Origin of the sequence: Streptomyces sp. NPDC048504 (assembly GCF_043200035.1) — a bacterium.
In the GTDB taxonomy this organism is placed as follows: Bacteria; Actinomycetota; Actinomycetes; order Streptomycetales; family Streptomycetaceae; genus Streptomyces.
On record NZ_JBICXA010000007.1, the window covers coordinates 253,062 to 275,533 of the forward strand.

A 22,472-nucleotide genomic window follows, 5' to 3' on the forward strand; every position below is an offset into this window, starting at 1 on the left:
GCATTCCCCGTTCATCGTGGCGGAGAGGGAGGGAGCCCCACGATGACCGAGACCCTGCGTGTCGTCGCCGCCGGTGACCATTTCGTACTGCCTTCGCTGATCACTGCGGCCATCACCGAGGAACTGCGCGAACACCCCTTCACCGTAAGAGAGTTGACGCTCGGCTGGCCCCTGGAACCCTTCGGATCCGTCGCCGAGGTGGAGGAAGCGAGCGATGCCGAGGACGAGGTGATCGAAGCCCTGCGGAGCAGCGGCGGCCACGTGCTGGTCACTCAGATGGGCCCAGTCACCGAGCGCGTACTGGAGGCCTGCCCCGATCTGCGGCTGGTCGTCGTGTGCCGGGGCGGTCCCGTCAACGTCAACCTGGACGCGGCGAAGACCCACGACGTACGGGTGTGCTTCGCGCCCGGGCGCAACGCCGCCGCGACCGCCGAGTTCACCGTCGGGATGATGCTGGCCGCCCTGCGCCGCATCCCGCAGGCCCATGAACTCCTTGCCGGACAAGGGAGTTGGGAGGCTGGGGCCGCCTACTACACCTACGAGCACAGCGGGTTGGAGCTGGAGGATCTACCGGTCGGGCTCGTCGGGTACGGGGCCGTCGGCAGCCGGGTGGCGCGGGTGCTCTGTGCCTTCGGGGCACGTGTGATGGTGTACGACCCGTATGTGCACGGCGAGATCCACGGACTCCGGGTCGGCGGGCTGGACGAACTCCTCCGGCGTTCCCAAGTCATCACCCTGCACGCCCGGTTGACCACCGAGACGCGTGGTCTGATCGGCGCCCGCGAGCTGGCGCTGCTGCGGCCCGGTGCGGTGGTGGTGAATGTGGCGCGGGGTCCGTTGCTGGACGAGGAGGCGTTGTGCGACGCGTTGGAGAGCGGGCAGGTGTCGGCGGCCGCGCTGGACACCTACGCGCGTGAGCCGTTGCCCGCCGGGGCACGGCTGTTCGGCTTCGCCGACCGGGTCGTCCTCACCCCCCATCTCGGGGGTGCCTCACGGGCAGTGGCCGAGAAGGCGGCACGCATAGCGGCGGCGGAGGTGGGCCGCTGGGCCCGAGGTGAGCGTCTGTCCCACCAACTCGGGTGAGAGCCCACCAAGTCCCGCTGTCCCCACGTGGACGGCCGAGAGGGAGCCGTAGGGGCGCGCCGGTGTCGAGAGACCCAGCGCGCGGAGGCGCGCAGCGCCGAGCACGGTGGGGCTCTCGACACCGGCTCCCAGCGCCCCGAAGGCGACCGAACCAATAGAGGTGCGCGCGCGTGGGTGCGTTGACAACACAGGCCCACCTACGCCACACCACCCAACACCGGCCCACCTCCACCCCGCCCCACCCCACACCCCATCCCCCACCCCCAGGAGGCCCCCATGTACGTCGGAATCGATGTCGGCACGTCCACGGTGAAGGCCGCCGCCTTCGACGGCTCCGGGCGTGAACTCGCCGTAGCCGCAAGGCCGGTGGGGCTGTCGATGCACGGTGGGTTCGTCGAGCAGGACATGGACGAGGTCTACGGCGCGGTCGTCGCCGTACTGGACGAACTCTCGGCGGAGGTCGACGGACCGTTCGAGCTCGCCGGGCTGACCGGGCAGGGCGACGGGGTGTGGCTGGTGGACGCGAAGGGGCGGCCGGTGCGGGCGGCGGCGTCCTGGATGGACGGGCGGGCCCATGAACTGCTCGATCAGTGGCTGGCGGACGGGACCTTCGAGACGGTGTTCCGGCGGACCGGGAGCGCGATGTTCCCCGGGTGTCCGGGGCCGCTGCTGGCCTGGCTCGCGGCGCACGAGCCCGCCGCTCTCGACGCTGCCACCAGCGCCCTGTACTGCAAGGACATGGTGTTCCAGCGGCTGACGGGGGCGCGTGCGGCCACCGATGTCTCGGACGCGTCGATGCCGTTCCTCGACCCCCGGACGCGGTCGTACGACAACGGTGTCGTCGAGCTGCTCGGGCTGACCCGGAGGCGGGGGCTGCTGGCGCCGGTCAGCGATCCGGTCGCTACGGCCGAGACGCGTGGCGAGGGGCTGCCGGCGGGGACCCGGATCGCGAACGGGCCGTACGACCTGCCTGCCTGCGCGCTCGGCGCGGGGGTGACGGAACCGGGCGACGGGCTGCTCATCGTCGGGACCTGTCTCGCCAGTCTCGTCGCGACGACGGAGCTGGATCTGAGCGGTGAACCGGCCGGGCTGTACATCTCCCTCGACCGGCCGGGGCACTGGCTGCGGGCCATGCCGGCGATGGTCGGTACGGCGGCCCTGGACTGGGTGCTGTCGACGACGGGCGTCCGGCACAAGGAGGTGGACGGGCTCCTCGCGGCGACCCCGCCGGGCGCGGGCGGGGTGCGGGTGCTGCCGTACTTCGCGCCGTCCGGTGAGCGCGCGCCCTTCGTCGAGCCCCGGCTCCGCGCCGAACTGACCGGTGTCTCCCTGGAGTCGACGCCCGCCGACCTGATCCGGGCGACCTGCGAGGGCATCGGTTACGCCGCCCGGCACTGTCTGGAGGCGGCGGGGCTGACGGGGTCGCTGGCCGTGTGCGGTGGGGGTACGCGCAGTCCCGCCTGGATGCAGCTGCTCGCGGACGTGCTGGGGCGGCCGTTGCGGATCGTGGAGGGGGAGGTGGGGGCGCGGGGCGCGGTGCTCGCGGCGGCCGAGCGGTACGGGGTTCCGCTGGACGCGGGGGCGTGGACCCGGCCGACCCGGATCGTGGAACCGGACGCGGACCGGGCGGCGTACTACTCCGCCGGTTTCGAGGACCACCTCGGCCGGCTGACGGCGGCGCGCCACCGGAGCCGGTGATTTCGGGGGCGGGCGCCCGCGATTCGCGGTGTACTACCGGCCTGGCCGTGCGTGGCGAGGAGGAGTTCATGACGGTGCTTCGACGGTGGTGCCCGAACTGTCTCGGGTGGCAGGACTTCCAGAAGATGACCGACGCCGAGAAGGCCGCCGTCCGTGCGGAGAAGGGGCCCCGGCACTACGTGGGGGATCTGTGGCGCTGCGCCGTCAAGGGCTGTGTGCGGTACCAGCCGGCGTACCACGCGCGAGGCGGCGGCGATCTCCCCGAGAAGTTCCGTGAGGAGAAGGCCGCCGCCCCGGAGTGAGAGTGAGCGCCGCCGTGCCTACACCAGGTTGCTGAAGTCCGGGCCCTTCGTGCGGGTGCGCTTCAGCTCGTAGAAACCGGGGACCGAGGCGACCGCGACGGTGCCGTCCCAGAGGCGGGCGGCCTGCTCGCCCTTGGGGGCGGGGGTGACAACCGGGCCGAAGAAGGCGATCTGCTCGCCGTCGGGGCCGGGGACGGCGATGACGGGGGTGCCGACGTCCTGGCCGACCTTGTCGATGCCCTCCTTGTGGGAGGCGCGCAGCTCGGCGTCGAACTCGAAGTCCTCCTGGTCGGCGTAGTCGATCAGGTCTGCGGGCAGGCCGACCTCCGCGAGCGCGCCGGCGATCGCCTCGACGGTCGGGCCCTCGCCGTTGTTGTGGATGCGGGTGCCGAGCGCGGTGTAGAGCGGGCCGAGGGCGTCCGCGCCGTGCTTCTGCCAGACGGCGGTGACCACGCGGATCGGGGCCCATGCCTTGGTGGACAGCAGCTCGCGGTACTCCTCGGGCAGCTCGTCGAGCTTGGGCTCGTTGAGCACCGCCAGGCTCATGATGTGCCAGCGGACCTCGATGTCGCGGACCTTCTCCACTTCCAGCACCCACCGGGAGGTCATCCAGGCCCAGGGGCACAGCGGGTCGAACCAGAAGTCCACGGGCGTCTTTGCGGGCGTGGTCGCGGTCTCGGACATGACTCTCCTCGGAATACGGCCGTTTCCCCTCGCAACACCGTCCCTCGCCACCTCATTCCCGGGTACCTGCGGTCAGGGGCACATGGCAGGATCGGCCCTGACCGCATATCGAACACCAGCCGACATCATCCGAGGGAGCCACTCCGTGCCCGGTGAGAATCTGACCCGCGACGAGGCCCGCGAGCGGGCCGCCCTGCTGTCCGTCGACGGGTACGACGTGTCCCTCGACCTGCGTTCGGCGGTCGGCGACGACGCCGGTGAGGGGCCGCGGACCTTCCGGTCGGTGACCACGATCCGGTTCCGCTGCGCCGAGCCGGGCGCGGCGAGCTTCGCGGACCTGATCGCACCGGCCGTGACCGCCCTGTCGCTCAACGGCAAGGACCTCGACCCGGGCGCGGTCTTCGACGGCACGCGCATCCAGCTGGAGGACCTGGCCGCCGAGAACGAGCTGGTCGTCGACGCGCGGTGCGCGTACTCCCGTACCGGCGAGGGCATGCACCGCTTCGTCGATCCCGAGGACGGCGAGGTCTACCTCTACACCCAGTACGAGCCGGCCGACTCGCGCCGGGTCTTCGCCACCTTCGAGCAGCCGGACCTCAAGGCGCCGTTCCGCGCCGAGGTGCGGGCCCCCGAGGGCTGGACGGTGTGGAGCAACGGCGTCGGCGAACTGACCGACGGTGTATGGAAGTTCGCGGAGACGAAGCCGATCTCGACGTACATCACGGCGTTCGCGGCGGGCCCGTACCACTACGTGACGGACTCCTACTCCCGCACCTTCGACGACGGTACGACGCTGGAGATCCCGCTCGGCGCGATGTGCCGCAAGGGTCTGGCGCCGTACTTCGACGCCGACGACGTCTTCCTGATCACCAAGCAGGGCCTGGACTTCTTCCACGAGCACTTCGACTACCCGTACCCCTTCGGGAAGTACGACCAGGCGTTCGTGCCGGAGTACAACCTCGGCGCGATGGAGAACCCGGGGCTCGTCACCTTCCGCGAGGAGTACATCTTCCGGGGGAAGGTGACGCAGGCCTCCTATTCGGGGCGGGCGAACACGATCCTGCACGAGATGGCGCACATGTGGTTCGGCGACCTCGTCACCATGGAGTGGTGGGACGACCTGTGGCTGAAGGAGTCCTTCGCCGACTTCATGGGCGTGTTCGCGAACGTCGGCGCGACCCGCTTCACCGACGCCTGGATCAGCTTCGCCAACCGCCGCAAGGCGTGGGCGTACCGCGCGGACCAGCTCCCCTCCACGCATCCGATCACCGCCGACATCCGCGACCTCCAGGACGCGAAGCTCAACTTCGACGGCATCACGTACGCCAAGGGGGCTTCCGTACTGAAGCAGTTGGTGGCGTACGTCGGCCAGGACGCGTTCCTGGAGGGCGCGCGCCGCTACTTCAAGCGGAACGCGTACGGCAACACGCGCCTCGGTGACCTGTTGTCGGTGCTGGAGGAGACGAGCGGGCGGGACATGGCGTCCTGGGCGCGGTCGTGGCTGCAGACGGCCGGGGTCAACTCCCTCACCCCGCAAGTGGTGTTGGACGTGGAGGGCGGCCGCATCGCCGAGCTGACCGTGCTCCAGGAGGCGGCGGAGTCGCACCCCGAACTGCGCCCGCACCGGGTGGTGGTGGGCCTCTACCGGATGGAGGGCGGCCGTCTCGTGCGGTACGAGCGGGCCGAGGTGGACGTCGACGGCGCGCGGACGGTCGTGGTGGAGCTGGCCGGTGCGGACGCGCCGGAGCTGGTGCTCGTCAACGACGAGGACCTCACGTACGCCAAGACCCGTTTCGACACTGTGTCGTTGGCGACCCTGCGGGACCATCTCGGCGCGCTCACCGACCCGATGGCGCGGGCGCTGTGCTGGTCGGCGCTGTGGAACATGACGCGGGACGCGCTGCTGCTCGCGCCCGACTTCATCGACCTGGTGATGCGGTTCGGGCGCCGGGAGACCGACATCGGTGTGCTGCAGATGCTGCACGCGTGGGCGAACTCGGCGCTGGTCAACTACTCGCCGCCGTGGTGGCGCGAGACCGGCGCGAAGCTCCTGGCGCACGTCGCGCTGCGGGATCTGCGGGACGCCGAGCCGGGCAGCGAGCAGCAGCTGGCGTGGGCGCGCTTCTACGCGTCGGTGGCGTCGGCGCCGGAGGAACTCGCCCTGCTGCACGCCCTGTTGGAGGGTACGGAGAAGATCGAGGGCCTGGCCGTCGACCAGGAGCTGCGCTGGGCGTTCCTGGAGCCGCTGACCGCGCACGGCGCCGCCGACGAGGCCGTCGTGGCCGCCGAACTGGCCCGGGACGACACCGCGTCCGGCAAGCGCCACCAGGTCCGCTGTCTCGCCGCCCGCCCCTCGGCGGCCGTCAAGGCGCAGGCGTGGGCGCAGGTCGTGGAGTCGGACGCGCTGTCCAACGCGCTCGTCGAGGCGACGATCGCGGGGTTCGCGCAGCCGTCGCAGCGGGAGTTGCTCGCGCCGTACACGGAGAAGTACTTCGCGGCGATCGAGCGGGTGTGGTCGGAGCGGTCGATCCAGATCGGCGTGGACGTGGTGCGGGGACTGTTCCCGGCGTACCCGGCGGCCGAGGACGCGCAGGCGACGCTGGACGCGACGGACGCGTGGCTGACGTCCCACGAGGGCGCGGCGCCGGCGCTGCGACGGCTGGTGCTGGAGTCGCGGGACGACCTGGCGCGGGCGCTGCGGGCGCAGGCGGCGGACAACGAGGGGCGGGGCGCTGAGGGGTGACCTCTTCGACCGGCGGTCGGGGGCTGCTGGGTGCTGCCGGGTGCTGCTTTGGCCAATGATCCAGCCGTGCTTTGGCCTGTGATTGGCCTCTCCGTCACCGTTACTGAATACAGCTAATCCACCCCGTAACCCCTGGTCCACCCCATCCGGACCAGGGGTTTTCGGCGCCTACTCGGCATCCGAACGCCTGTCCTTTAGTACCGCGTTGTCCGGATTTGTCGACGGGCGTGTAACAGCGGTTAGGGACCGGATCCGGCGCGGGAAACCCCGTTGCATGAACCACGACACCCCGCTCTCCCCCCGCCCCCTCAGCCACCTCACCGAGGTGCACCGCCGCGTGCTGACGACGGCTCAGCTCCGGGCGCACGGTGTCCCGGCCGCCGAGGTGAACGAGCAGTGCCGTCCCGACGGGCCGTGGCAGCAACTCCTCCCCGGCGTCGTCCTGTTGCACTCCGGCCCGCCGACCGGCGAGGAGCGGCTGCACGCGGTGCTGACGTACGCGGCACGGGAGCGGACGGCGGGGGTCCCGGTCCAGCCCGGCGCGGAGGGGCCGCACCGCCCGACGTACACGGAGACGATGGTCACGGGCCTGGCGGCGCTGGCCCTGCACGGCTTCACGTCGGCGCCGGAGCCGGCCTCGCTGAAGCAGATCGACGTCCTGGTCCCGCGGATGCGCCGGCTGCGCTCGACGGGCTGCGCCCGCATCGTCCGCACCGCGTCGCTCCCCACCCCGCAGCAGGTGAAGGGCGTCCCGGTCGCGCCGGTGCCGCGGGCCCTCGCGGACGCGGTGGCCGAGCTGTCGGACGCGAACGCGGTACGCGGGCTGCTCACCGAGGCGGTACGCGGCGGGCACTGCGAACCGGCCGCGGTGGTACGGGAGTTGAACAACGCCAAGCTGCTGAGTCGGCCGCACGTGGTGGACGCGGTGGACTCGCTGCTGGCCGAGGGCCGCGCGATCGCGGAGGACCGCCTCTACCGGATGGTGAGCGAGCACGGCCTCCCCGACCCGGTGTGGAACGTCGACCTGCGCCTGCCGGGCGGCCCGCACCTGGGCGGCCTGGACGCGTACTGGCCCGAGCAGGCGGTGGCCGTCGAGCTGGACACCCGCGCCCCCCGTCAGGACGAGGACGCCCTGTGGTCGGAGTACGCCCGCAAGCGCGAGCACCTGGAGCGGCTGGGCATCACGGTCGTCCACATCACCCCGAAGAAGCTCCGGGACGCGATGGAGCAACAGGCGGCGGTGGTCCGAACGGCGCTGATGGCGTCGGCCGACCGCGATCCGGCCGCGTATGTCGTGGTGCTGCCCCGGTAGTGACGGACCGGGGCGGCATCAGGAGGGGAGAGGAGGGGCCACCGGGGGTCGGTGGCCCCTCCTCATATGTGCCGTCGCGTGTTTTACAGGGGTGTGTTCTACAGGGGCTCGGGCAACGGCGGCGGAGTGGCGCTCGTCGTCGTGTGTCCCGCGTGCAGGCCGTCGATGAGGGCGGCGTAGGAGGCGATCATGCGCGTACGGCTGAAGCGTTCGCGGCTGCGGGCGTGGGCCTTGGCGAACTCCGCGCGGCCGATGACCGCCTCGGTCCAGGCCGACGCGACGGCGTCCGGGTCGGGGGGCGTGATGATGCCGTGCCCGGCGACGATGGACGCGCTGTCGCCGATGTCGGTGGAGACGGGTACGGCCCCGCACATCATGCCCTCGATGAGGCAGAGGGGCGCGGCCTCGCCGAAGGACGACGTCAGCGCGACGACGTCCGACCCGGCGTAGACGGTCTCCATGTCCCGGCGTACGCCGAGGAGATGGAGCCGCTCGGCGAGTTCTTCTTTGTCCGCTCCGAAGGCGTCGTCGATGTCGGCGGCGAGGGCGGGCTGGTCGTGGGCGGTCATGCCTGTGCCGCACATGAGGACATGGCCGGCGGGTTCGCGCCGTAGCCATTCGCGGGCGGCGCGGAGGAAGAGCGGGACGTTCTTCATGGTGGCGTAGCGGGCGGCGAAGACTACGACGGGTGCGGCATCCGGAATTCCGAGGGAGGCGCGCAGCGCGAGCCGCCGGACGGGATCAGGCCGGAAGCGGAACAGATCGACGCCGTTGGGGATGACGTGCAGGACCTCGGGCGGGATGCCGGCGGCCTGGTAGGCGTCGCGGGTGGACTCCGCGCAGCAGACGGCGGCGACGACCTTGCCGTCGGCGATGGCGGCCTTCAGTTCGTCGAGAGCGGTGCCCGAGTGTTCGGGGTCCGAACGGTGCAGGCACACGACGACGGGGCGGCGGGGCAGGCCCGCCTGGTTGAGCAGCGAGAGCGGCTGCTCCTTGAGCGACAGGACGACGTCGGCGTCCGCGAGGGCACGGGCGGCGTCGGCGAGCTCGGGCCCGGTGAACCCCACGGTGGCCTGGTCATCACCACCGCCGAAGCTGCGGCCGAGGGTCGAGACGCCGACGCCGGCCGCGGTCAGTTGCTGATAGCAGGCGTCGTTCTCCATGGCCTGCCGGGTCGCTTCTCGGTGTACTTCTCCGTGGATGCTGAGCACCGTATGGTGCTGGCCGCCCTCCACCAGCCCCAGTACGACGTCGCTGTGGACGATGCGGGCTCCTCCGGAGAAGAACCCCTCGTAGACCGACAGCACGTGCAGCTCGTGTCTAGCGCGCACACGACCACCCGCCTTGCATATGAATCGAGCCATCCCCGTGAACAGCGGGTTAGCCGTTATGAGGCGGCACGGACATTTCGTCCGAATGAACTCGGCGTCTCGTGTCTGGGTCCGATTGGTTATCCCGGGGTCAATTGGTACAGGGGCCTACGGCGAGCTGGACGCGAACCGTCTTTCCGATGTCTCCGCGCAGAAATCATTCGGGTGATTCGAGGGCTTTCCCGACCACGGCGAACACCGGCGCCGGGGCCGATACGCCGATCGTCTCCGCGGTGGTCTCTTCGTCTACGGCGGCTCTCGGTCGGACCTCGCATCCGGGGAGCCGTCCGTGCCGTACCGCGGGGGTGGGAGCGCGGGGTGCTGATGGCTGCCGGGTCCGACGGGTCTTCTACTGGGGGTGGTTCACGGCCACTCGTACAGACATCGCAGCCGCACTACACCACCCACCGACGACTCCGACGAGTGGCAGGCCCATGCTGACTCGCCCCACCGCCTCACCCTCACCGGCATCGCGGTCCGCGACTCCAAGAACCCCACCGGCCCGGCGCTACTCCTCCCCGCGACGCCATGGACCCGCTTCGTCACCCAGCTCCGCGAGACGGACTCACGCGACTGACGAACGCCCACCCTGCTGCGCATCACCCGGCTCGCTCCCACCGTGCGCGGTGAAGACGAACGCCGACGTGTCGCCATCCAGATCAATGGTCAGCGAGGCGTCCAGCGCCTTGGCCAGGCGGGTGAGCAGGGGCAAGGTGGGTACGGAGTCGCCGCCCTCGATGTTGGAGATCTGCGGCTGGGTCATCCCCGCCCCGCGAGCCAGCTCGGTCTGCGAGAGGCCCAGCTCGGTACGCCGATCGTGGACGGCCTGCCCCAGAGCAAACGCATACCCGGCCTCCACGTAGGCCGGCGACTCCTCGACAGGCTCGCCCAGGAGCTTCCTGGTCCGCCGGGTCTTCCACTGGGAATGGTTCACGGCCGCTCCTCCTCGATCCGCTCGTAGCTGTGCTCGGCGGATCCATGCTCCGCCTCGCACACCTTCTGCACGCATTGCCATCCATAAGGAAACGCAGCTCCCGCACCTTGCCACCAAGGTGCCGCGAGAGAAGCTCCAGCCGCTGCCGGACTTCGGGCTCGATCTCGATCCGCCAGAGGTCGCTCACACCCTCCGCTATACAGAAATCCATATAACGCAGCGGGTGGGTTCCTGCGCGTCCACGAAGCCCGGGGCCCGAGCCGTCACGCCCCGCAGAACTCCCCCACCACCACCGCCCCCGCGTCCCCCGACCAGTCCCCGTTGAAGTTGAACGCCAGCGAGTGGCGGCCGTCCGGCGTCGCCACCACCGCCGACGACGAGCCGTGGATACCGCCGTCGTGGCCCCAGAGATGGACACCGCAGGGCAGCTTGATGTCGGAGATACCGAGGCCGTAGCGCGTGGTCGGGCTGTCGCCCGCCGGCACTGTCGTCTGCATCTCCTTGAGCTGCTTCGCCGGGAGGAGCTTTCCGCCCAGCAGCGCGCCGTAGAAGCGGTCCAGGTCGGCGGAGTCGGAGATCATCTCGCCCGCCGACGACGCGATGGACGGGTTCAGCTTCGTGACGTCGTACGTCGGGCCCGTCGTCTCCTCCGCCAGCTTGCTGTAGGCATGGCTGCTCGGGCTCGGAACCGTCACCTTCGTGCCGGGGAGTGAAGTCGCCCTCAGGTGCAGGGGGTTGATGATGCGGTCGCGGATCTCGGTCGCGTACGAGTGACCGGTGACCTTCTGGATGACCATGCCGGCGAGCACGTAGTTGGTGTTGGAGTAGTTCCACGACGTGCCCGGGGCGAAGTCCGGCTTGTGGGTCATCGCGATCGCCACCAGGTCGGCCGCGCTCTTCGTGTCGTAACGGTGCTGAAAGAAGCCGTCCTTGGTGAAGTACGCGGTGCCGAAGTCGTCGTCCGCCGTGTAGTTGAAGATGCCGCTCGTGTGGTTCAGCAGCTCGCGGAGGGTGATTTCGCTGCCGTCGTTGCCGTTGCCCTCGACCACACCCGGCAGCCACTTCCCCACCGTGTCGTCGAGCGACAGGCGGCCCTCTGCCTCCAGTTGGAGCAGCACCGTCGACACGAAGGCCTTGGTGATACTGCCCACCCGGTACCGGTCGTCGGCCGAACGCGGCTTGCCCGTGCGGAGGTTGCCCACACCGGCTGTCGCCGACCAGGTGGTGCCGCCGTCCCGCACGGTGGCCGTCACACCGGGAACGCCGTCCTGCACGGCCGCCCGGAGTGCCTCCCGGGTCGCCGTATGGTCATTGCCGGCGGGCCCCGCCGCCAGCGCGGGCCCCGCCAGTGCGACCGACAGCGCCACCGCCGTCGCGGCCATGAGTGCCGTACGGACTGCCATGTCTTCCCCCTTCGTTGAGCCTGGTTCGGCTCGGTCGGGGGGAGGGACACGGTGGTCGGGAGCGAAGGTTGCTCCGCTGTACGCCAGTTGAGTGAGTTTCAGCCCTTCTTAGAGTCAGCCCTTCTTGAGGAGCAGCTCCGTGTTGCGGTCCCTCGCGGCGCCGCCCAGCACCGTGCTGGAACCCGGTGCGTTGTACGACAGTTCGCGGTACAGGGCCGCGAGGCCGGTCTGGGTGAGGTCGGAGAAGTCGGTGCGGTGCGGGGCCGCGGACTCAATGAGGGTCGTGAAGAGGGAGAGCGTGCCGTCCTTGTTGTCCACCAGCTCGATGACGCGGGCGAGTTGGGGGTAGTCGACATGCGAGGCGGTGGAGATCTCCCAGAAGCTGCGGCCGTCGGGCGCCGAGTGCGGGGTGATGACGTTGCGGTGGATGTGGCCGTTGACCCAGGCCAGCACGTTAGGGTGGCTGCCGAGGAGGGCGATGACCGCCGAGCCCTCGTAGCGGCGCTCGGTGGGGTGCGCCGGGTCGGGGCGGGTGTTGTCCATCGTCTGGCTGGTGTGGTGGCTGAAGATCACCGCGTACGAGTCCTTGTTGTCGCGGAGTGTCTTGTCCAGCCACCTCAACTGCGTTGCCCCGATGGACCCTTCGTAGTGGCCGCCCGCGTCCGTGGTGTCGAGGCTGATGCCGATCACGTCGTCGGCGATACGGAACGCGTAGTACTGGGTGCCGGCGTCGACGTTCGCCGAGGAGTAGCCGTGACCGACCGGGCCGAGGCCCTGGTAGGCCGGGTCCAGGTGAGCCTTGAGGTACTCGGCGGAGGTGTACGGGGCGCGCTTCTCGTCCGGTGTGATCGACCGCGCGGAGCGGGCGTGCGCCTTGAGGAAGTCACGGTAGCCGGAGCCCTTGGGGTCCTTGGCGTCCCGGATCGAGTTCTGCAGCTTCTTCGCCTCGGCCGCCGTCGCGGTCATCAACTTCTTGCCGCCGATGGCGAGTTCGGTGAGGTACGGGTCCGCGTGCGAGCCGAAGCAGCCGAGCGGGAGCGCGTCGTGGTTGCCGACGGTCGAGTACCAGGGCAGGTTGAGGCCGGGGCTGCGGACCTCGCGGATCGCGGCGGCCAGGAAGCCCTTCAGGTGCGGGAAGCCGACCTGCTTGTCGCCGTCGCGCACGGTGGAGTCGGGCTGCCAGTACAGCTTGAGACCGCTGTTCATGACGCCCTCGTAGTGGCGCGGGTCACCGGTGTTGGGGGTGAACCGGCCGCCGCTCATGATCTTCAGGAACCATTCCAGCTCGGACTTGGCGTTGTTGTCCGTGTTGTCGCCGGTGGTCATCACGAAGTGCAGCGGGGACCCGGTCACCGGCGCCCCGCGCAGCGCGTTGACCCGCTCGACCAGCGAGATCCCGCCCTGCACGGTCAGCGCCTCGTGCGGCCGCCACGCGTGCTTGTCGGTGGAGCGCAGGTACTCCAGGCGCAGCGGGTGCTGGGTGTCCATCAGGTGCAGATCGGTGAACTGCACGAACGACGCGAGTGCCGTACGGCGGCCCGCGCGTCCGGACTTGGCGTTGGCGAGGTCGCCGCGCACGACGCGCTTCCATCCGGCGCCGTCGCCGAGCCGGCGGTAGCCGGAGCTGGTGCGCGGGGCGGCGACCGTGGCGAGGGTGGTGCCCCTGGTGTACGGGGCGAGGGGTGCGGCCGGTGCCACGCGGGAGTGCGCGACGGGCGCCTCTGCGGCGGTGTTGGTACCGGCGGCGTCGGCCGTGGCCGCCGCGCTGTCGGTGGGCCTCAGGGCGTACCCGACGCCTGCGGAGACGGACACGGCCGCGGTGGCGGCGAGGACGGTACGGCGGTTGACCCCCAGCGCGGAGCTGGCGACAGAGCGTGTGCGCGACATGGCGCGATCTCCCCGAGTACGAACTGCGTCGGCAGTGGTCGCGGGTGTTCGCGGCGATCGGTTTTCGATCGCGGTCGCGAACTTCCCGCTCGTACTGGATGCTTGGCATCGGGGATGACCTGCGCGTAAACGAGACGGCAACGTGTAGCGCCGATCACCGTACGTCGATCTTGGAGACCCCTGTGCGTTCGTGAACGCTCGTCGAGCCGCCGGGAAGCCGCTACTCCGTGTTCATCTGCCGGGGTACTGAAGCTATTCCGGGACCCGTTCGACCCGCCCTACGGCCGGCCGCTCGCGCCACAGCCGCAGCGCGATGTCGATCAACGGGACCCGCCGCAGGCCGGACACGTCGTCCAGCGGATGCCAGGCGGCCATGTCGGTGGAGCCGCGGATCTCGTTGCGCAGCTCGCCGCCGACGATCCTGGCCTCGTAGACGAGCCGGAGGCCGTGCTGGTCCACCTTGCGTCGGTGGCGCCATGGAATGACGTGGTGGATCGAGTCCATGCCGAGGAAACCGGTGACCTCGACGTGGTAGCCGGTCTCCTCCTCCAGTTCCCGTACGACCGTGTCGTTCGGGTGCTCGGCGTGGTCCATGCCGCCGCCGGGGAGCACCCACTCGTGTCCTCCGCGCTCGGCCGGTGAACGGGCGAGGAGGAGTTGGCCGTCCTGGACGCAGACGGCGTAGGCGGCGACCCTCAGCTTTTGGCGCATCCGGAGACGTTAAGTGCTCTGTAGGAAGTGCCGCAATGTGTCGTTGTTTGGGTGCGGCGCCGTTGTGGCTGGTCGCGCAGTTCCCCGCGCCCCTTCCGGGGCGCTCAACGCGCCGGGGTTGGATTGGCGGGGGAGTATTCGGGGGCGGACCAGCGGAGTGGGAGTGCGGTGGGGGTCTCGATCACCTCGGTGAGGGTGAAACGCACCCTGCGTTCGCCGTTCTGCCCGAACTCCGGCCTTGCCTCGCCGGTTAGTTGGAGGGTGGTGCCTGTGGTCCAGTCGAGGAAGAGGAGGCCGGCTCGGGGGTCGGTGAGGAGGTTGCCGAGGCTGAGGAACATGGCGTTGCCCGCGTAGTCCGGCCAGGTCAGCTCGTGGGGTGAAGTCGCTTGTACGAAGCCTGGGTTGCCGCCCCGGTGGCTGGTGTCGGCGCCGTGTTCGTGGACGGTGGCGAGGAAGAAGGTGTCGGCCGCCTCGATGAACGAGGCCTGCGCGCGCGTCAGTTCGGTATCGCGCCTCGGCCGTGCGGGTTCGCCGTCGGCGACCGTCTCGTAGGACTCCCTCCGCTGGATGTACTTGGGGCAGTTGGCGAAGACTCGTTCTGCCTCTATCGCCAACCCCCTTGTCGTGCACCGGAGTTGGCCGTCCACGCGCATACGGCGGCGGGTGCGGGGGTCCAGGGCGATCGTGCCGACCGGGAGGTCCTGTGCCTCGGTGAGGGCCGGGGTGAGGGGGTCGGTGGGGCGGGTGGCGCCGGTGATCGAGATCTGGTGCGGGCCCGTCGCGCGGACGAAGCCGGGGGTGCCGGTGAGCGGTGAGGCCCATACCCGGCCCGTCGCGGGGTCTGCCGCGCCCAGGATCAGGAGGGGCTGGAGTTCGAGGAAGGCGGCGGCCACGGGTTTGATGCCCTGGCCGATGATCTGGCCGACGTGGTCGGCGAGTTCACGCACCCCCGCCCGGTCCTGCATGGTGCGGGAGCCCGCGTGATAGGTCTCCATGGCATCGGCGGCTTCCATGGTTAGAAGAAGCCGCAGGTCGGGGCTTCCGCGTTCGGGGCCGGGGCGTCCTCCGCGCCGGTCGGCACCGAGATCTCCAGGCGGGTGCCGTCCGGGTCGTGGAAGAAGATGCCGCCGGAGGCCGCGCCTTCGCGGTGGGCGACCACGCCCTCGTACGCGAACTCGGCGCCGCAGGCCTTGAGCGCCTCCTCGTACCGCCGGACCCGCTCGATCGAGTCGGCCGCGAACGCGAGGTGGTGCAGGCCGGCGCGGTCGCTGTCGTACGGCCCCTGCGCCTGCTGCCAGAGGGTGAGGACGGGGCGGCTGTCGTCGACGTCGCCCAGGAACGCGTAGCGGCGGTCGTCCTCCTTGCCCTCGGCTAGGACCGCGAAGCCCAGGACGTCGCGGTAGAAGGCGAGCGAGCGGTCGAGGTCGGTGACGTTCAGGCCGATGTGGCCGAGGTGCGGGGTCATGGGAAGCCCTTCGCCGATATAACCGTTGCCGGTGACTTTAGTGGTTAGGATCGGAGACAGTCAACCGGTCACGTACTCTTGACCGGTTAGATCAGAGGAGAGGCACCCGATATGCCGAAGCCCACGTCGAAGCCGACGCCCCTCACCGAGGACCCCCGGCCGCTCATCGGCGAGCCGCTCGCGCTCGACCTGCTCAACACGTGGTGGATGCGGGACGGGGCCCTACAGGATCTGTTCGCCGTCCCGGGCGGGCTCGCCGTGTGGCTCGGGTCGAACGGGCTCGGCGAGCGGTTCGCGGCCGACACGGTCACCCTGACGCATGTCAGCATCACGCGCACCGCGCTGAAGCTGGCCCTGGACGACGGTCGCACGGACGACCTCGACGCCGTGCTCAGCATGGGACGCATCCGGGCGACGCTCACCGCCGACGGGCCCGCCGAGGTACCCGAGTTCCAGGACCCCAGGTGGGGGCCCGGCTGGCTCGCCGCCCGCAGTTATCTGGAGCTGCTCTCCACCGCCCCGGACCGCATCCGCCACTGCGCCCACGAGGCGTGCGTCCTGCGCTTCTTCGACACGTCGCGGAACGGCACCCGCCGCTGGTGCTCGATGGCGGCCTGCGGCAACCGCGCGAAGGCGTCCCGTCACTACGCACGTTCGAACCCCGGGCACGAATAGGGGGTTTTCCCCATACGTTCATAGCGTTTCGGTCAACACTTCCCAAACAAGCGTCCCTTGGGTAAAGCTGTGCCCTCGTCCGGCACTGGATTCTTCACCTACAAGGGATGCCGATGACCCTCTCCCACCAGAGACGCGTGGCCCGAATATCCGTGGCCGCCGGTCTCGTCGCCGCGCTCTCCGCGGCCGGGCCGATACCCATGGCCTTCTCCGCCGACTCTCCGTCCGCCACCACACCCGCGGACGCGACCGTCAAGTCCGCCGCCGCCAAGCTCGGTTCGGACGACGCCGATCTGCTCGCCACGGCCAAGGCCGACGGCGACAAGAACGTCACGATGATGATCGCCACCGCGCCGGGCGCGACCGAACAGGTCGCCCAGCAGCTGGACGCGGTCAAGGGCGGCTCCGTGGGCCGCACCTACGACAAGCTCGGCTACGTCCGCGCCACCGTCCCGACCGCCAAGGCCGACTCGGCGATCGCCGCCGCCGCGAAGCTGTCCTCGGTGCAGGCCATCGACCTGCGGCAGGAGATCGCCCTCGACGACCCGACGCCGAGCGCGGACACCACGAGCGGCGCCAAGAGCGCCAACAAGACCACGGCGACGACCACTTACTCCGGGCCGAGCAAGAGCACCCCCGCCGAGAACCCGTACAACCCGTCCTTCGAGACGGGCGCCGTCGACTTCGTGAAGAAGAACCCGAAGGCGGACGGCCGCGGCATCACCATCGGCATCCTCGACTCCGGCGTCGACCTCGGCCACCCGGCGCTGCAGAAGACCACCACCGGCGAGCGCAAGATCGTCGACTGGGTCACCTCGACCGACCCGATCGTCGACGGCGACCAGACCTGGCGCCCGATGGTGACGGCCGTCTCCGGCCCCAACTTCACCTACGGCGGCACGAGTTGGACGGCGCCCGCAGGGTCGTACGAGATCAGCACGTTCAAGGAGTCGTACACCACCGGCGGTGACGCGAAGGGCGACGCGAACCGTGACGGTGACACCACCGACGCGTGGGGTGTCCTGTACGACCCGGCGGCCGGCACGGTGACGGTCGACCTGAACAACAACCAGAACTTCAGCGACGACACCCCGATGAAGCCGTACAAGGACGGCTACCAGGTCGGCTACTTCGGCACCGACAACCCGGCGACGGACGTCGTCGAGCGGCAGCCGTTCGTGGTGCAGATCAGCAAGGACGTCCCCATGGACCCGTACGGCGGGTCCTGGGTCGGCAAGACCGCCGACTTCGTCAACATCGGCGTCATCGAGTCCGAGCACGGCACGCACGTCGCCGGTATCACCGCGGCCAACGGCCTGTTCGGCGGCAAGATGAACGGCGAGGCGCCCGGCGCGAAGCTCGTGTCGTCCCGCGCCTGCACCTGGACCGGCGGCTGCACCAACGTGGCGCTCACCGAGGGCATGATCGACCTCGTCGCCAACCGCGGTGTCGACATCGTCAACATGTCGATCGGCGGCCTGCCCGCGCTGAACGACGGCAACAACGCGCGCGCCGCGCTGTACACGCGGCTCATCGACACCTACGGCGTGCAGCTCGTGATCTCGGCCGGCAACTCCGGTCCGGGCGCCAACACGATCGGCGACCCCGGCCTGGCCGACAAGGTGATCTCGGTCGGCGCCTCGATCTCGAAGCAGACCTGGGCCTCCAACTACGGCTCGCAGGTGGCGACTTCGTACCAGCTGCTGCCGTTCTCCTCGCGCGGTCCGCGTGAGGACGGCGGCTTCACGCCGACGCTCGTCGCGCCCGGCGCCGCGATCAACTCCACCCAGACCTGGCTGCCGGGCTCACCGGTCGCCGAGGCGGGTTACACGCTGCCGGCCGGCTACTCGATGCTCCAGGGCACCTCGATGGCCTCCCCGCAGGCCGCGGGCGCCTCGGCGCTGCTGCTGAGCGCCGCGAAGCAGAGGAACATCGCGCTCACCCCGGCGACCCTGCGCACGGCGCTGACCTCAACGGCCGATCACATCAAGGGTGTTCAGGCCTACGAGGAGGGCGCGGGCCTCATCAACATCGTGGACGCGTGGAAGTCCATCAAGGACGGCGCCAGCGCCCACGAGTACACCGTGAAGGCTCCCGTCGACACCGCGATCGACTACGCGCTGAAGACGCCCGGCTTCGGAACCGGTCTCTACGACCGCGAGGGCGGCCTCAAGGTCGGCTCGAAGAAGACGTACGACATCACCATCACGCGAACCACCGGTGCGGACAAGGCGGTTCGGCACGAGCTGCACTTCGAGAACAACGCCGGTGGCACCTTCAAGATCGTCGGCTCGGACGAGGTCAAGCTCCCGCTGAACCAGCCGGTGACGGTCAAGGTGCAGGCGGCGCCCAGGAGTTCGGGCATCAAGAGCGCGATCCTGGAGGTCGACGACCCGAAGACCGAGGGCCTCGACAAGCAGATCCTCACGACGGTCGTGGTCGCCTCGCCCGTCAACTACACCTACTCCACGGCGAATTCGGTGCAGCGCAACAGCACCCAGTCGTACTTCGTGACCGTCCCCGAGGGCGCCAAGGCCCTTGAGGTCGCGATGAGCGGGCTGAAGGACAAGAGCCAGACGCGGTTCATCTCGATCCACCCGTACGGCGTTCCGGTCGAGGACACCGGCACCCCGTACTGCTACAACAACTACCTGGACGGCAACGGCTGCAAGCCCGACGTGCGGTCGTACGCCGACCCGCAGGCCGGTGTCTGGGAGATCGAGGTCGAGGCGCGCCGTACGTCGCCGCTGCTCGACAACCCGTACAAGCTGGACGCCACCGTCCTCGGCGCGGCCTTCGACCCGGAGACCGTGACCGTGCCCGAGGCGAAGGTAGGCGTCCCGGCCACCGCCTCCTGGAAGGTGACGAACAACTACGCGGCGCTGGACGGCACGTTGAAGGGCGGCCCGCTCGGCTCCTCGCTGACCGCGCGGCCCACCATCACCGAGGGTGTCACCCAGACCACCACGGTCGACGTGCCCGCCGGCGCCACGTCCTTGGACGTCGCGATCGGCAACGTGTCGGACACGGCGGCGGACCTGGACCTGTACGTGTACAACTCCGCCGGGACGGTCGTCGGCCAGTCGGCGGACGGCGACTCGGAGGAGGCGGTCTCCGTCGCCAACCCGGCCGCCGGTACCTACACGGTCGAGGTCGCCGGCTACTCGGTGCCGTCCGGCTCGACCGCGTACGACTACCGGGACGTGTTCTTCTCCCCGGCGCTCGGCACGGTCACCGTCGACGGTTCGACGCCGGTGAAGCTCGCCACGGGCGCCTCGGCGACGGTCTCCGGCAGCGTCACCGCCCTGGCCCCGGCCCCCGAGGGACGTGAGTTCTTCGGCCAGGTCCAGCTGGTCAACGCCCACGGCACGGTCGCGGGGCTGGGCAGCGTGAAGATCGAGAAGGTCACGTCGTAGCCCTGAAAGGGATACGGCGGTGAGGGGGGCGGGCGTCCGTGCGGGCGCCCGCCCCTTTCCTGTCAGCCGGTCGGGCAGGTGGTGGTGCCGGGCGCGGTCAGCGCTTCGACGATCGCGTCCCGGTCCGTGGCGACCGCGTCGTCGCCGACGGCCCAGAGGGTCGCCGTGTCCGAGCCCTTCGGGACCCCGACCAGCACGTGCTGACCCTGGCGCGGCGCCGGTCGCGCCCCCGCGGCCAGGACGACCGTGACGTCGGCCGGGCCGTGGGCGGGCCGGTAGGAGCGGGTGACGGCGAGCGTGATCCGTTTCCGGGGGTCGGAGCCCGGCCGCACCTCGGTCACCGTCCCCTCGACCAGGAGGCGGGAGCAGGCCACGTACAGCTCCGGGTCGGACAGCGCGCCCGAGGCCTCCGGTGCCTTGTCCTGCGCCGGGCCGGAGCCGGTCTTCGACCCCTGGTCCGCGCTGCTGGACGCGTCGCCCGAGAGCCCGTTGTGGGCCCCGAGCCAGGCGAGCCCGGTGACCATCCCGGCGATCATGGCCGTGGCGAGGGTGCCGTAGGCGAGGACACGCAGGGCGGGACGGCGGCGGCGGGCCGGGCGGGCCCTGGTCACGGGTTCCGGTGCCGGGGGTGCCGACAGTTTCTCCCCGATGATCCCCAACTGCTCGCGCAGCAAGGCGACCTCGGCCGTGGCGACCCGGTGCTCGGCCATGAACTCGGCGTCCGCGTCCGCCCCTCGCGGCAACGGCTCGTCCGTGATCGCGGCCATCAGCGCGTCCACGCCGTCGTACTCGGCAGCCACGTCACACCACCTCGTCCTCGTGCAGGCGGTCGCGCAGGGCGCGGACCGCGGAGTGCAGCCGGCTCTTGACCGTGCCTTCCGGGATGCCGAGTTCCTCGGCGATCCCGCGCACGGGCAGGTCGGCGTAGAAGCGCAGGACGAGGACCTGGCGGTGCTGGTCGGGCAGTTCGTCCAGGCCCTGTGCCACCGCCATGGACAAAACGCTCGTGTCCTCGCCGGAGGGGTGCTCCAGCTGGCGCAGGGAGGCCAGCCGCTCCCCCACCCGCTCCTGGCGGCGTTTGGCGCGGTGCCAGTCCATGGCGAGGTTCGAGGCGACGACGGCCGCCCACGCCGAGACGTCGCGCGGCGCCTCGTCGCCCTTCGCCGCCCGCTCCAGCAGTCGCAGCCGCACCTGCTGGACGCCGTCCGGCAGATCCGCCTGCGGCACCCCGCCGAGCGCGAGCACCGCCCGTACCCGGCGTTCCTGGGCCGCGTCCAGAGGATCGTCGTCCTCCTGGACCCGGCGGGCCTTTCTGCGCAGCACAAGCCACCCCCTCACCGCGTTTCCTCTACGACGCGGGAGCGGGCGGAAACGTTCGGCCGGGCGAGGAGAGTTTTCCGCGGCGGCGGGCGGAGGCGTGGATCACACCGGCGGGCGGGACGGCTTGCGGTCCGGGGCCGGTGCGGGGCGGATTTCTCGCAGCGCGCGGAGCCGTCGCCGCAGGATCGGGCCGGGGGCGGTCGGGTGTCGCGTCCCACTCCTCGGGCCGGGCGGCGAAAGGATTGGACACGCGGGCACGGGTGAGACGCATCATGGAAGCGCTGGACCACGTAGAACGCACGCAAAGGGAGTCGCCGTGAAGGTCGGAATCGTCGGAGCCACCGGTCAGGTCGGCACGGTCATGCGCAGGATCCTCGTGGAGCGGGACTTCCCCGTGACCGAGCTGCGTCTGTTCGCCTCGGCCCGTTCGGCGGGGACGGTGCTGGACGGCGTGACGGTGGAGGACGCGGCGACCGCGGACTACTCCGGGCTCGACATCGTGCTGTTCTCGGCGGGCGGCGCGACCTCGAAGGCGCTGGCCGAGAAGGTCGCCTCGCAGGGCGCGGTCGTCATCGACAACTCCTCCGCCTGGCGCAAGGACCCGCAGGTCCCGCTGGTCGTCTCGGAGGTGAACCCGCACGCGATCGTCGACCGTCCCAAGGGCATCATCGCCAACCCGAACTGCACGACGATGGCCGCGATGCCGGTGCTGAAGCCGCTGCACGCGGAGGCCGGGCTTGAGGCGCTGGTCGTCGCCACGTACCAGGCGGTGTCGGGTTCCGGGCTCTCCGGTGTGGCCGAGCTGCACGGGCAGGCGCTGAAGGTCGTCGCCGACGCGGACAAGCTGACCCACGACGGCAGCGCGGTCGACTTCCCCGAGCCGCAGGTCTACAAGCGCCCCATCGCCTTCAACGTGCTCCCCCTCGCCGGTTCGATCGTCGACGACGGCCTGCACGAGACCGACGAGGAGCAGAAGCTCCGCAGCGAGTCCCGCAAGATCCTGGAGATCCCCGAGCTGAAGGTCTCCGGCACCTGCGTCCGCGTCCCGGTCTTCTCGGGCCACTCCCTCCAGGTCAACGCCCGTTTCGCCCGCCCCATCCCGGTCGAGCGCGCGACGGAGCTGCTGGGCGGCGCCCCGGGTGTCGCCCTCACCGACATCCCGACGCCCCTCCAGGCGGCCGGCCAGGACCCGTCCTACGTCGGCCGTATCCGCGCCGACGAGACGGTCGAGCACGGGCTCGCGCTGTTCATCTCCAACGACAACCTCCGCAAGGGCGCCGCGCTGAACGCGGTGCAGATCGCGGAGCTGGTGGCGGCGGAGCTGAAGGGCTGACGCCGGGAGTTCTCCGCCCCCGCCGCCCCTACCCGTCCCATCCTTCTGGGGCTCCGCCCCAGACCCCGCTCCTCAAACGCCGGAGAGGCTGAATTCGACCCCGGCCGGGGCTTGGTCTTCCAGCCCGTCCGGCGTT

At 70.4% G+C, this 22,472-nt stretch carries 19 protein-coding genes and 1 pseudogene; 9 read left to right on the forward strand and 11 right to left on the reverse strand.

The genetic code is table 11. From position 1 onward, the window contains the following. The first annotated feature begins 42 nt into the window (after positions 1-42). From ACGFY9_RS19500 to ACGFY9_RS19510, 3 genes are all read left to right on the forward strand, one after another. Complete coding sequence (locus ACGFY9_RS19500) at positions 43-1,083, forward strand: 2-hydroxyacid dehydrogenase (protein ID WP_393755617.1); 1,041 nt, start codon at positions 43-45, stop codon at positions 1,081-1,083. A 276-nt stretch (positions 1,084-1,359) separates the two neighbouring features. Continuing rightward, entirely contained in the window at positions 1,360-2,781 is a 1,422-nt protein-coding gene (locus tag ACGFY9_RS19505) for an FGGY family carbohydrate kinase (protein ID WP_393755619.1), read from the forward strand. Positions 2,782-2,849: 68 nt separating this feature from the next. Next, the gene (locus ACGFY9_RS19510; protein WP_393755620.1) at positions 2,850-3,083 is read left to right on the forward strand and encodes a hypothetical protein; all 234 of its coding nucleotides are present in this window, start codon (positions 2,850-2,852) and stop codon (positions 3,081-3,083) included. Between the two features lie 18 nt (positions 3,084-3,101). Here the strand turns inward: ACGFY9_RS19510 and ACGFY9_RS19515 are convergent, their stop codons facing one another. After that, complete coding sequence (locus ACGFY9_RS19515) at positions 3,102-3,767, reverse strand: DsbA family protein (RefSeq protein WP_393755622.1); 666 nt, start codon at positions 3,765-3,767, stop codon at positions 3,102-3,104. 145 nt (positions 3,768-3,912) lie between these two features. Between ACGFY9_RS19515 and pepN the strand changes: the two genes are divergently transcribed. Both pepN and ACGFY9_RS19525 read left to right on the forward strand, forming a co-directional pair. Beyond that, positions 3,913-6,510, forward strand: a complete 2,598-nt coding sequence (gene pepN, locus ACGFY9_RS19520; RefSeq protein WP_393755624.1) for an aminopeptidase N — start codon at positions 3,913-3,915, stop codon at positions 6,508-6,510. 274 nt (positions 6,511-6,784) lie between these two features. Continuing rightward, the gene (locus tag ACGFY9_RS19525) at positions 6,785-7,822 is read left to right on the forward strand and encodes a hypothetical protein (RefSeq protein WP_393755626.1); all 1,038 of its coding nucleotides are present in this window, start codon (positions 6,785-6,787) and stop codon (positions 7,820-7,822) included. A gap of 98 nt (positions 7,823-7,920) precedes the next feature. On the opposite strand, the gene ACGFY9_RS19530 is transcribed toward ACGFY9_RS19525, so the two are convergent. Beyond that, the gene (locus ACGFY9_RS19530) at positions 7,921-9,129 is read right to left on the reverse strand and encodes a glycosyltransferase (protein ID WP_393755963.1); all 1,209 of its coding nucleotides are present in this window, start codon (positions 9,127-9,129) and stop codon (positions 7,921-7,923) included. A gap of 421 nt (positions 9,130-9,550) precedes the next feature. Between ACGFY9_RS19530 and ACGFY9_RS19535 the strand changes: the two genes are divergently transcribed. Continuing rightward, positions 9,551-9,769 (forward strand): DUF397 domain-containing protein, encoded by a 219-nt coding sequence (locus tag ACGFY9_RS19535; RefSeq protein ID WP_393755628.1) that lies wholly within the window; start codon positions 9,551-9,553, stop codon positions 9,767-9,769. On the opposite strand, the gene ACGFY9_RS19540 is transcribed toward ACGFY9_RS19535, so the two are convergent. The 7 genes and pseudogenes from ACGFY9_RS19540 to ACGFY9_RS19570 all read right to left on the reverse strand — a co-directional run bounded on the left by ACGFY9_RS19540 (position 9,758) and on the right by ACGFY9_RS19570 (position 15,592). Further along, the gene (locus ACGFY9_RS19540) at positions 9,758-10,126 is read right to left on the reverse strand and encodes a helix-turn-helix domain-containing protein (RefSeq protein ID WP_393755629.1); all 369 of its coding nucleotides are present in this window, start codon (positions 10,124-10,126) and stop codon (positions 9,758-9,760) included. The genes ACGFY9_RS19535 and ACGFY9_RS19540 overlap by 12 nt on opposite strands. Next, positions 10,123-10,313: pseudogene (locus ACGFY9_RS19545) on the reverse strand (DNA-binding protein). Before ACGFY9_RS19545 ends, ACGFY9_RS19540 begins: the two are co-directional and overlap by 4 nt. A 76-nt stretch (positions 10,314-10,389) precedes the next feature. Next, complete coding sequence (locus ACGFY9_RS19550) at positions 10,390-11,529, reverse strand: serine hydrolase domain-containing protein (RefSeq protein WP_393755631.1); 1,140 nt, start codon at positions 11,527-11,529, stop codon at positions 10,390-10,392. 114 nt (positions 11,530-11,643) lie between these two features. Next, complete coding sequence (locus tag ACGFY9_RS19555; RefSeq protein WP_393755632.1) at positions 11,644-13,416, reverse strand: TIGR03767 family metallophosphoesterase; 1,773 nt, start codon at positions 13,414-13,416, stop codon at positions 11,644-11,646. 252 nt (positions 13,417-13,668) lie between these two features. Then, positions 13,669-14,127, reverse strand: coding sequence for an NUDIX hydrolase (locus tag ACGFY9_RS19560; protein ID WP_393755633.1), 459 nt, complete (start codon positions 14,125-14,127; stop codon positions 13,669-13,671). Between the two features lie 104 nt (positions 14,128-14,231). Then, positions 14,232-15,122, reverse strand: a complete 891-nt coding sequence (locus ACGFY9_RS19565; protein WP_393755965.1) for a pyridoxamine 5'-phosphate oxidase family protein — start codon at positions 15,120-15,122, stop codon at positions 14,232-14,234. Positions 15,123-15,142: 20 nt separating this feature from the next. Continuing rightward, positions 15,143-15,592 carry a VOC family protein gene (locus ACGFY9_RS19570; RefSeq protein WP_393755634.1) on the reverse strand — a complete coding sequence of 150 codons (450 nt, stop codon included), beginning with the start codon at positions 15,590-15,592 and terminating at the stop codon, positions 15,143-15,145. Positions 15,593-15,703: 111 nt separating this feature from the next. Here ACGFY9_RS19570 and ACGFY9_RS19575 point away from each other — a divergent pair, with 111 nt between their 5' ends. Both ACGFY9_RS19575 and ACGFY9_RS19580 read left to right on the forward strand, forming a co-directional pair. Then, positions 15,704-16,267 carry a CGNR zinc finger domain-containing protein gene (locus ACGFY9_RS19575; RefSeq protein ID WP_393755635.1) on the forward strand — a complete coding sequence of 188 codons (564 nt, stop codon included), beginning with the start codon at positions 15,704-15,706 and terminating at the stop codon, positions 16,265-16,267. Positions 16,268-16,380: 113 nt separating this feature from the next. Further along, the gene (locus ACGFY9_RS19580; protein WP_393755637.1) at positions 16,381-19,683 is read left to right on the forward strand and encodes a S8 family serine peptidase; all 3,303 of its coding nucleotides are present in this window, start codon (positions 16,381-16,383) and stop codon (positions 19,681-19,683) included. A gap of 62 nt (positions 19,684-19,745) precedes the next feature. Here the strand turns inward: ACGFY9_RS19580 and ACGFY9_RS19585 are convergent, their stop codons facing one another. Then, positions 19,746-20,483 carry a hypothetical protein gene (locus tag ACGFY9_RS19585; RefSeq protein ID WP_393755638.1) on the reverse strand — a complete coding sequence of 246 codons (738 nt, stop codon included), beginning with the start codon at positions 20,481-20,483 and terminating at the stop codon, positions 19,746-19,748. 1 nt (position 20,484) lies between these two features. Continuing rightward, the gene (locus ACGFY9_RS19590) at positions 20,485-21,006 is read right to left on the reverse strand and encodes a sigma-70 family RNA polymerase sigma factor (protein WP_393755967.1); all 522 of its coding nucleotides are present in this window, start codon (positions 21,004-21,006) and stop codon (positions 20,485-20,487) included. Between the two features lie 313 nt (positions 21,007-21,319). Between ACGFY9_RS19590 and ACGFY9_RS19595 the strand changes: the two genes are divergently transcribed. Further along, entirely contained in the window at positions 21,320-22,336 is a 1,017-nt protein-coding gene (locus ACGFY9_RS19595) for an aspartate-semialdehyde dehydrogenase (protein ID WP_393755640.1), read from the forward strand. Positions 22,337-22,472 lie beyond the last annotated feature (136 nt).

Bases quoted from the DNA above. Each gene is read 5' to 3' on its own strand.
- ACGFY9_RS19510 (WP_393755620.1), top strand. From the start codon at position 2,850: ATGACGGTGCTTCGACGGTGGTGCCCGAACTGTCTCGGGTGGCAGGAC.
- ACGFY9_RS19555 (WP_393755632.1), bottom strand. From the start codon at position 13,416: ATGTCGCGCACACGCTCTGTCGCCAGCTCCGCGCTGGGGGTCAACCGC.
- ACGFY9_RS19500 (WP_393755617.1), top strand. From the start codon at position 43: ATGACCGAGACCCTGCGTGTCGTCGCCGCCGGTGACCATTTCGTACTG.
- ACGFY9_RS19560 (WP_393755633.1), bottom strand. From the start codon at position 14,127: ATGCGCCAAAAGCTGAGGGTCGCCGCCTACGCCGTCTGCGTCCAGGAC.
- ACGFY9_RS19565 (WP_393755965.1), bottom strand. From the start codon at position 15,122: ATGGAGACCTATCACGCGGGCTCCCGCACCATGCAGGACCGGGCGGGG.
- ACGFY9_RS19570 (WP_393755634.1), bottom strand. From the start codon at position 15,592: ATGACCCCGCACCTCGGCCACATCGGCCTGAACGTCACCGACCTCGAC.
- ACGFY9_RS19515 (WP_393755622.1), bottom strand. From the start codon at position 3,767: ATGTCCGAGACCGCGACCACGCCCGCAAAGACGCCCGTGGACTTCTGG.
- ACGFY9_RS19550 (WP_393755631.1), bottom strand. From the start codon at position 11,529: ATGGCAGTCCGTACGGCACTCATGGCCGCGACGGCGGTGGCGCTGTCG.
- ACGFY9_RS19580 (WP_393755637.1), top strand. From the start codon at position 16,381: ATGACCCTCTCCCACCAGAGACGCGTGGCCCGAATATCCGTGGCCGCC.
- ACGFY9_RS19505 (WP_393755619.1), top strand. From the start codon at position 1,360: ATGTACGTCGGAATCGATGTCGGCACGTCCACGGTGAAGGCCGCCGCC.
- ACGFY9_RS19525 (WP_393755626.1), top strand. From the start codon at position 6,785: ATGAACCACGACACCCCGCTCTCCCCCCGCCCCCTCAGCCACCTCACC.
- ACGFY9_RS19575 (WP_393755635.1), top strand. From the start codon at position 15,704: ATGCCGAAGCCCACGTCGAAGCCGACGCCCCTCACCGAGGACCCCCGG.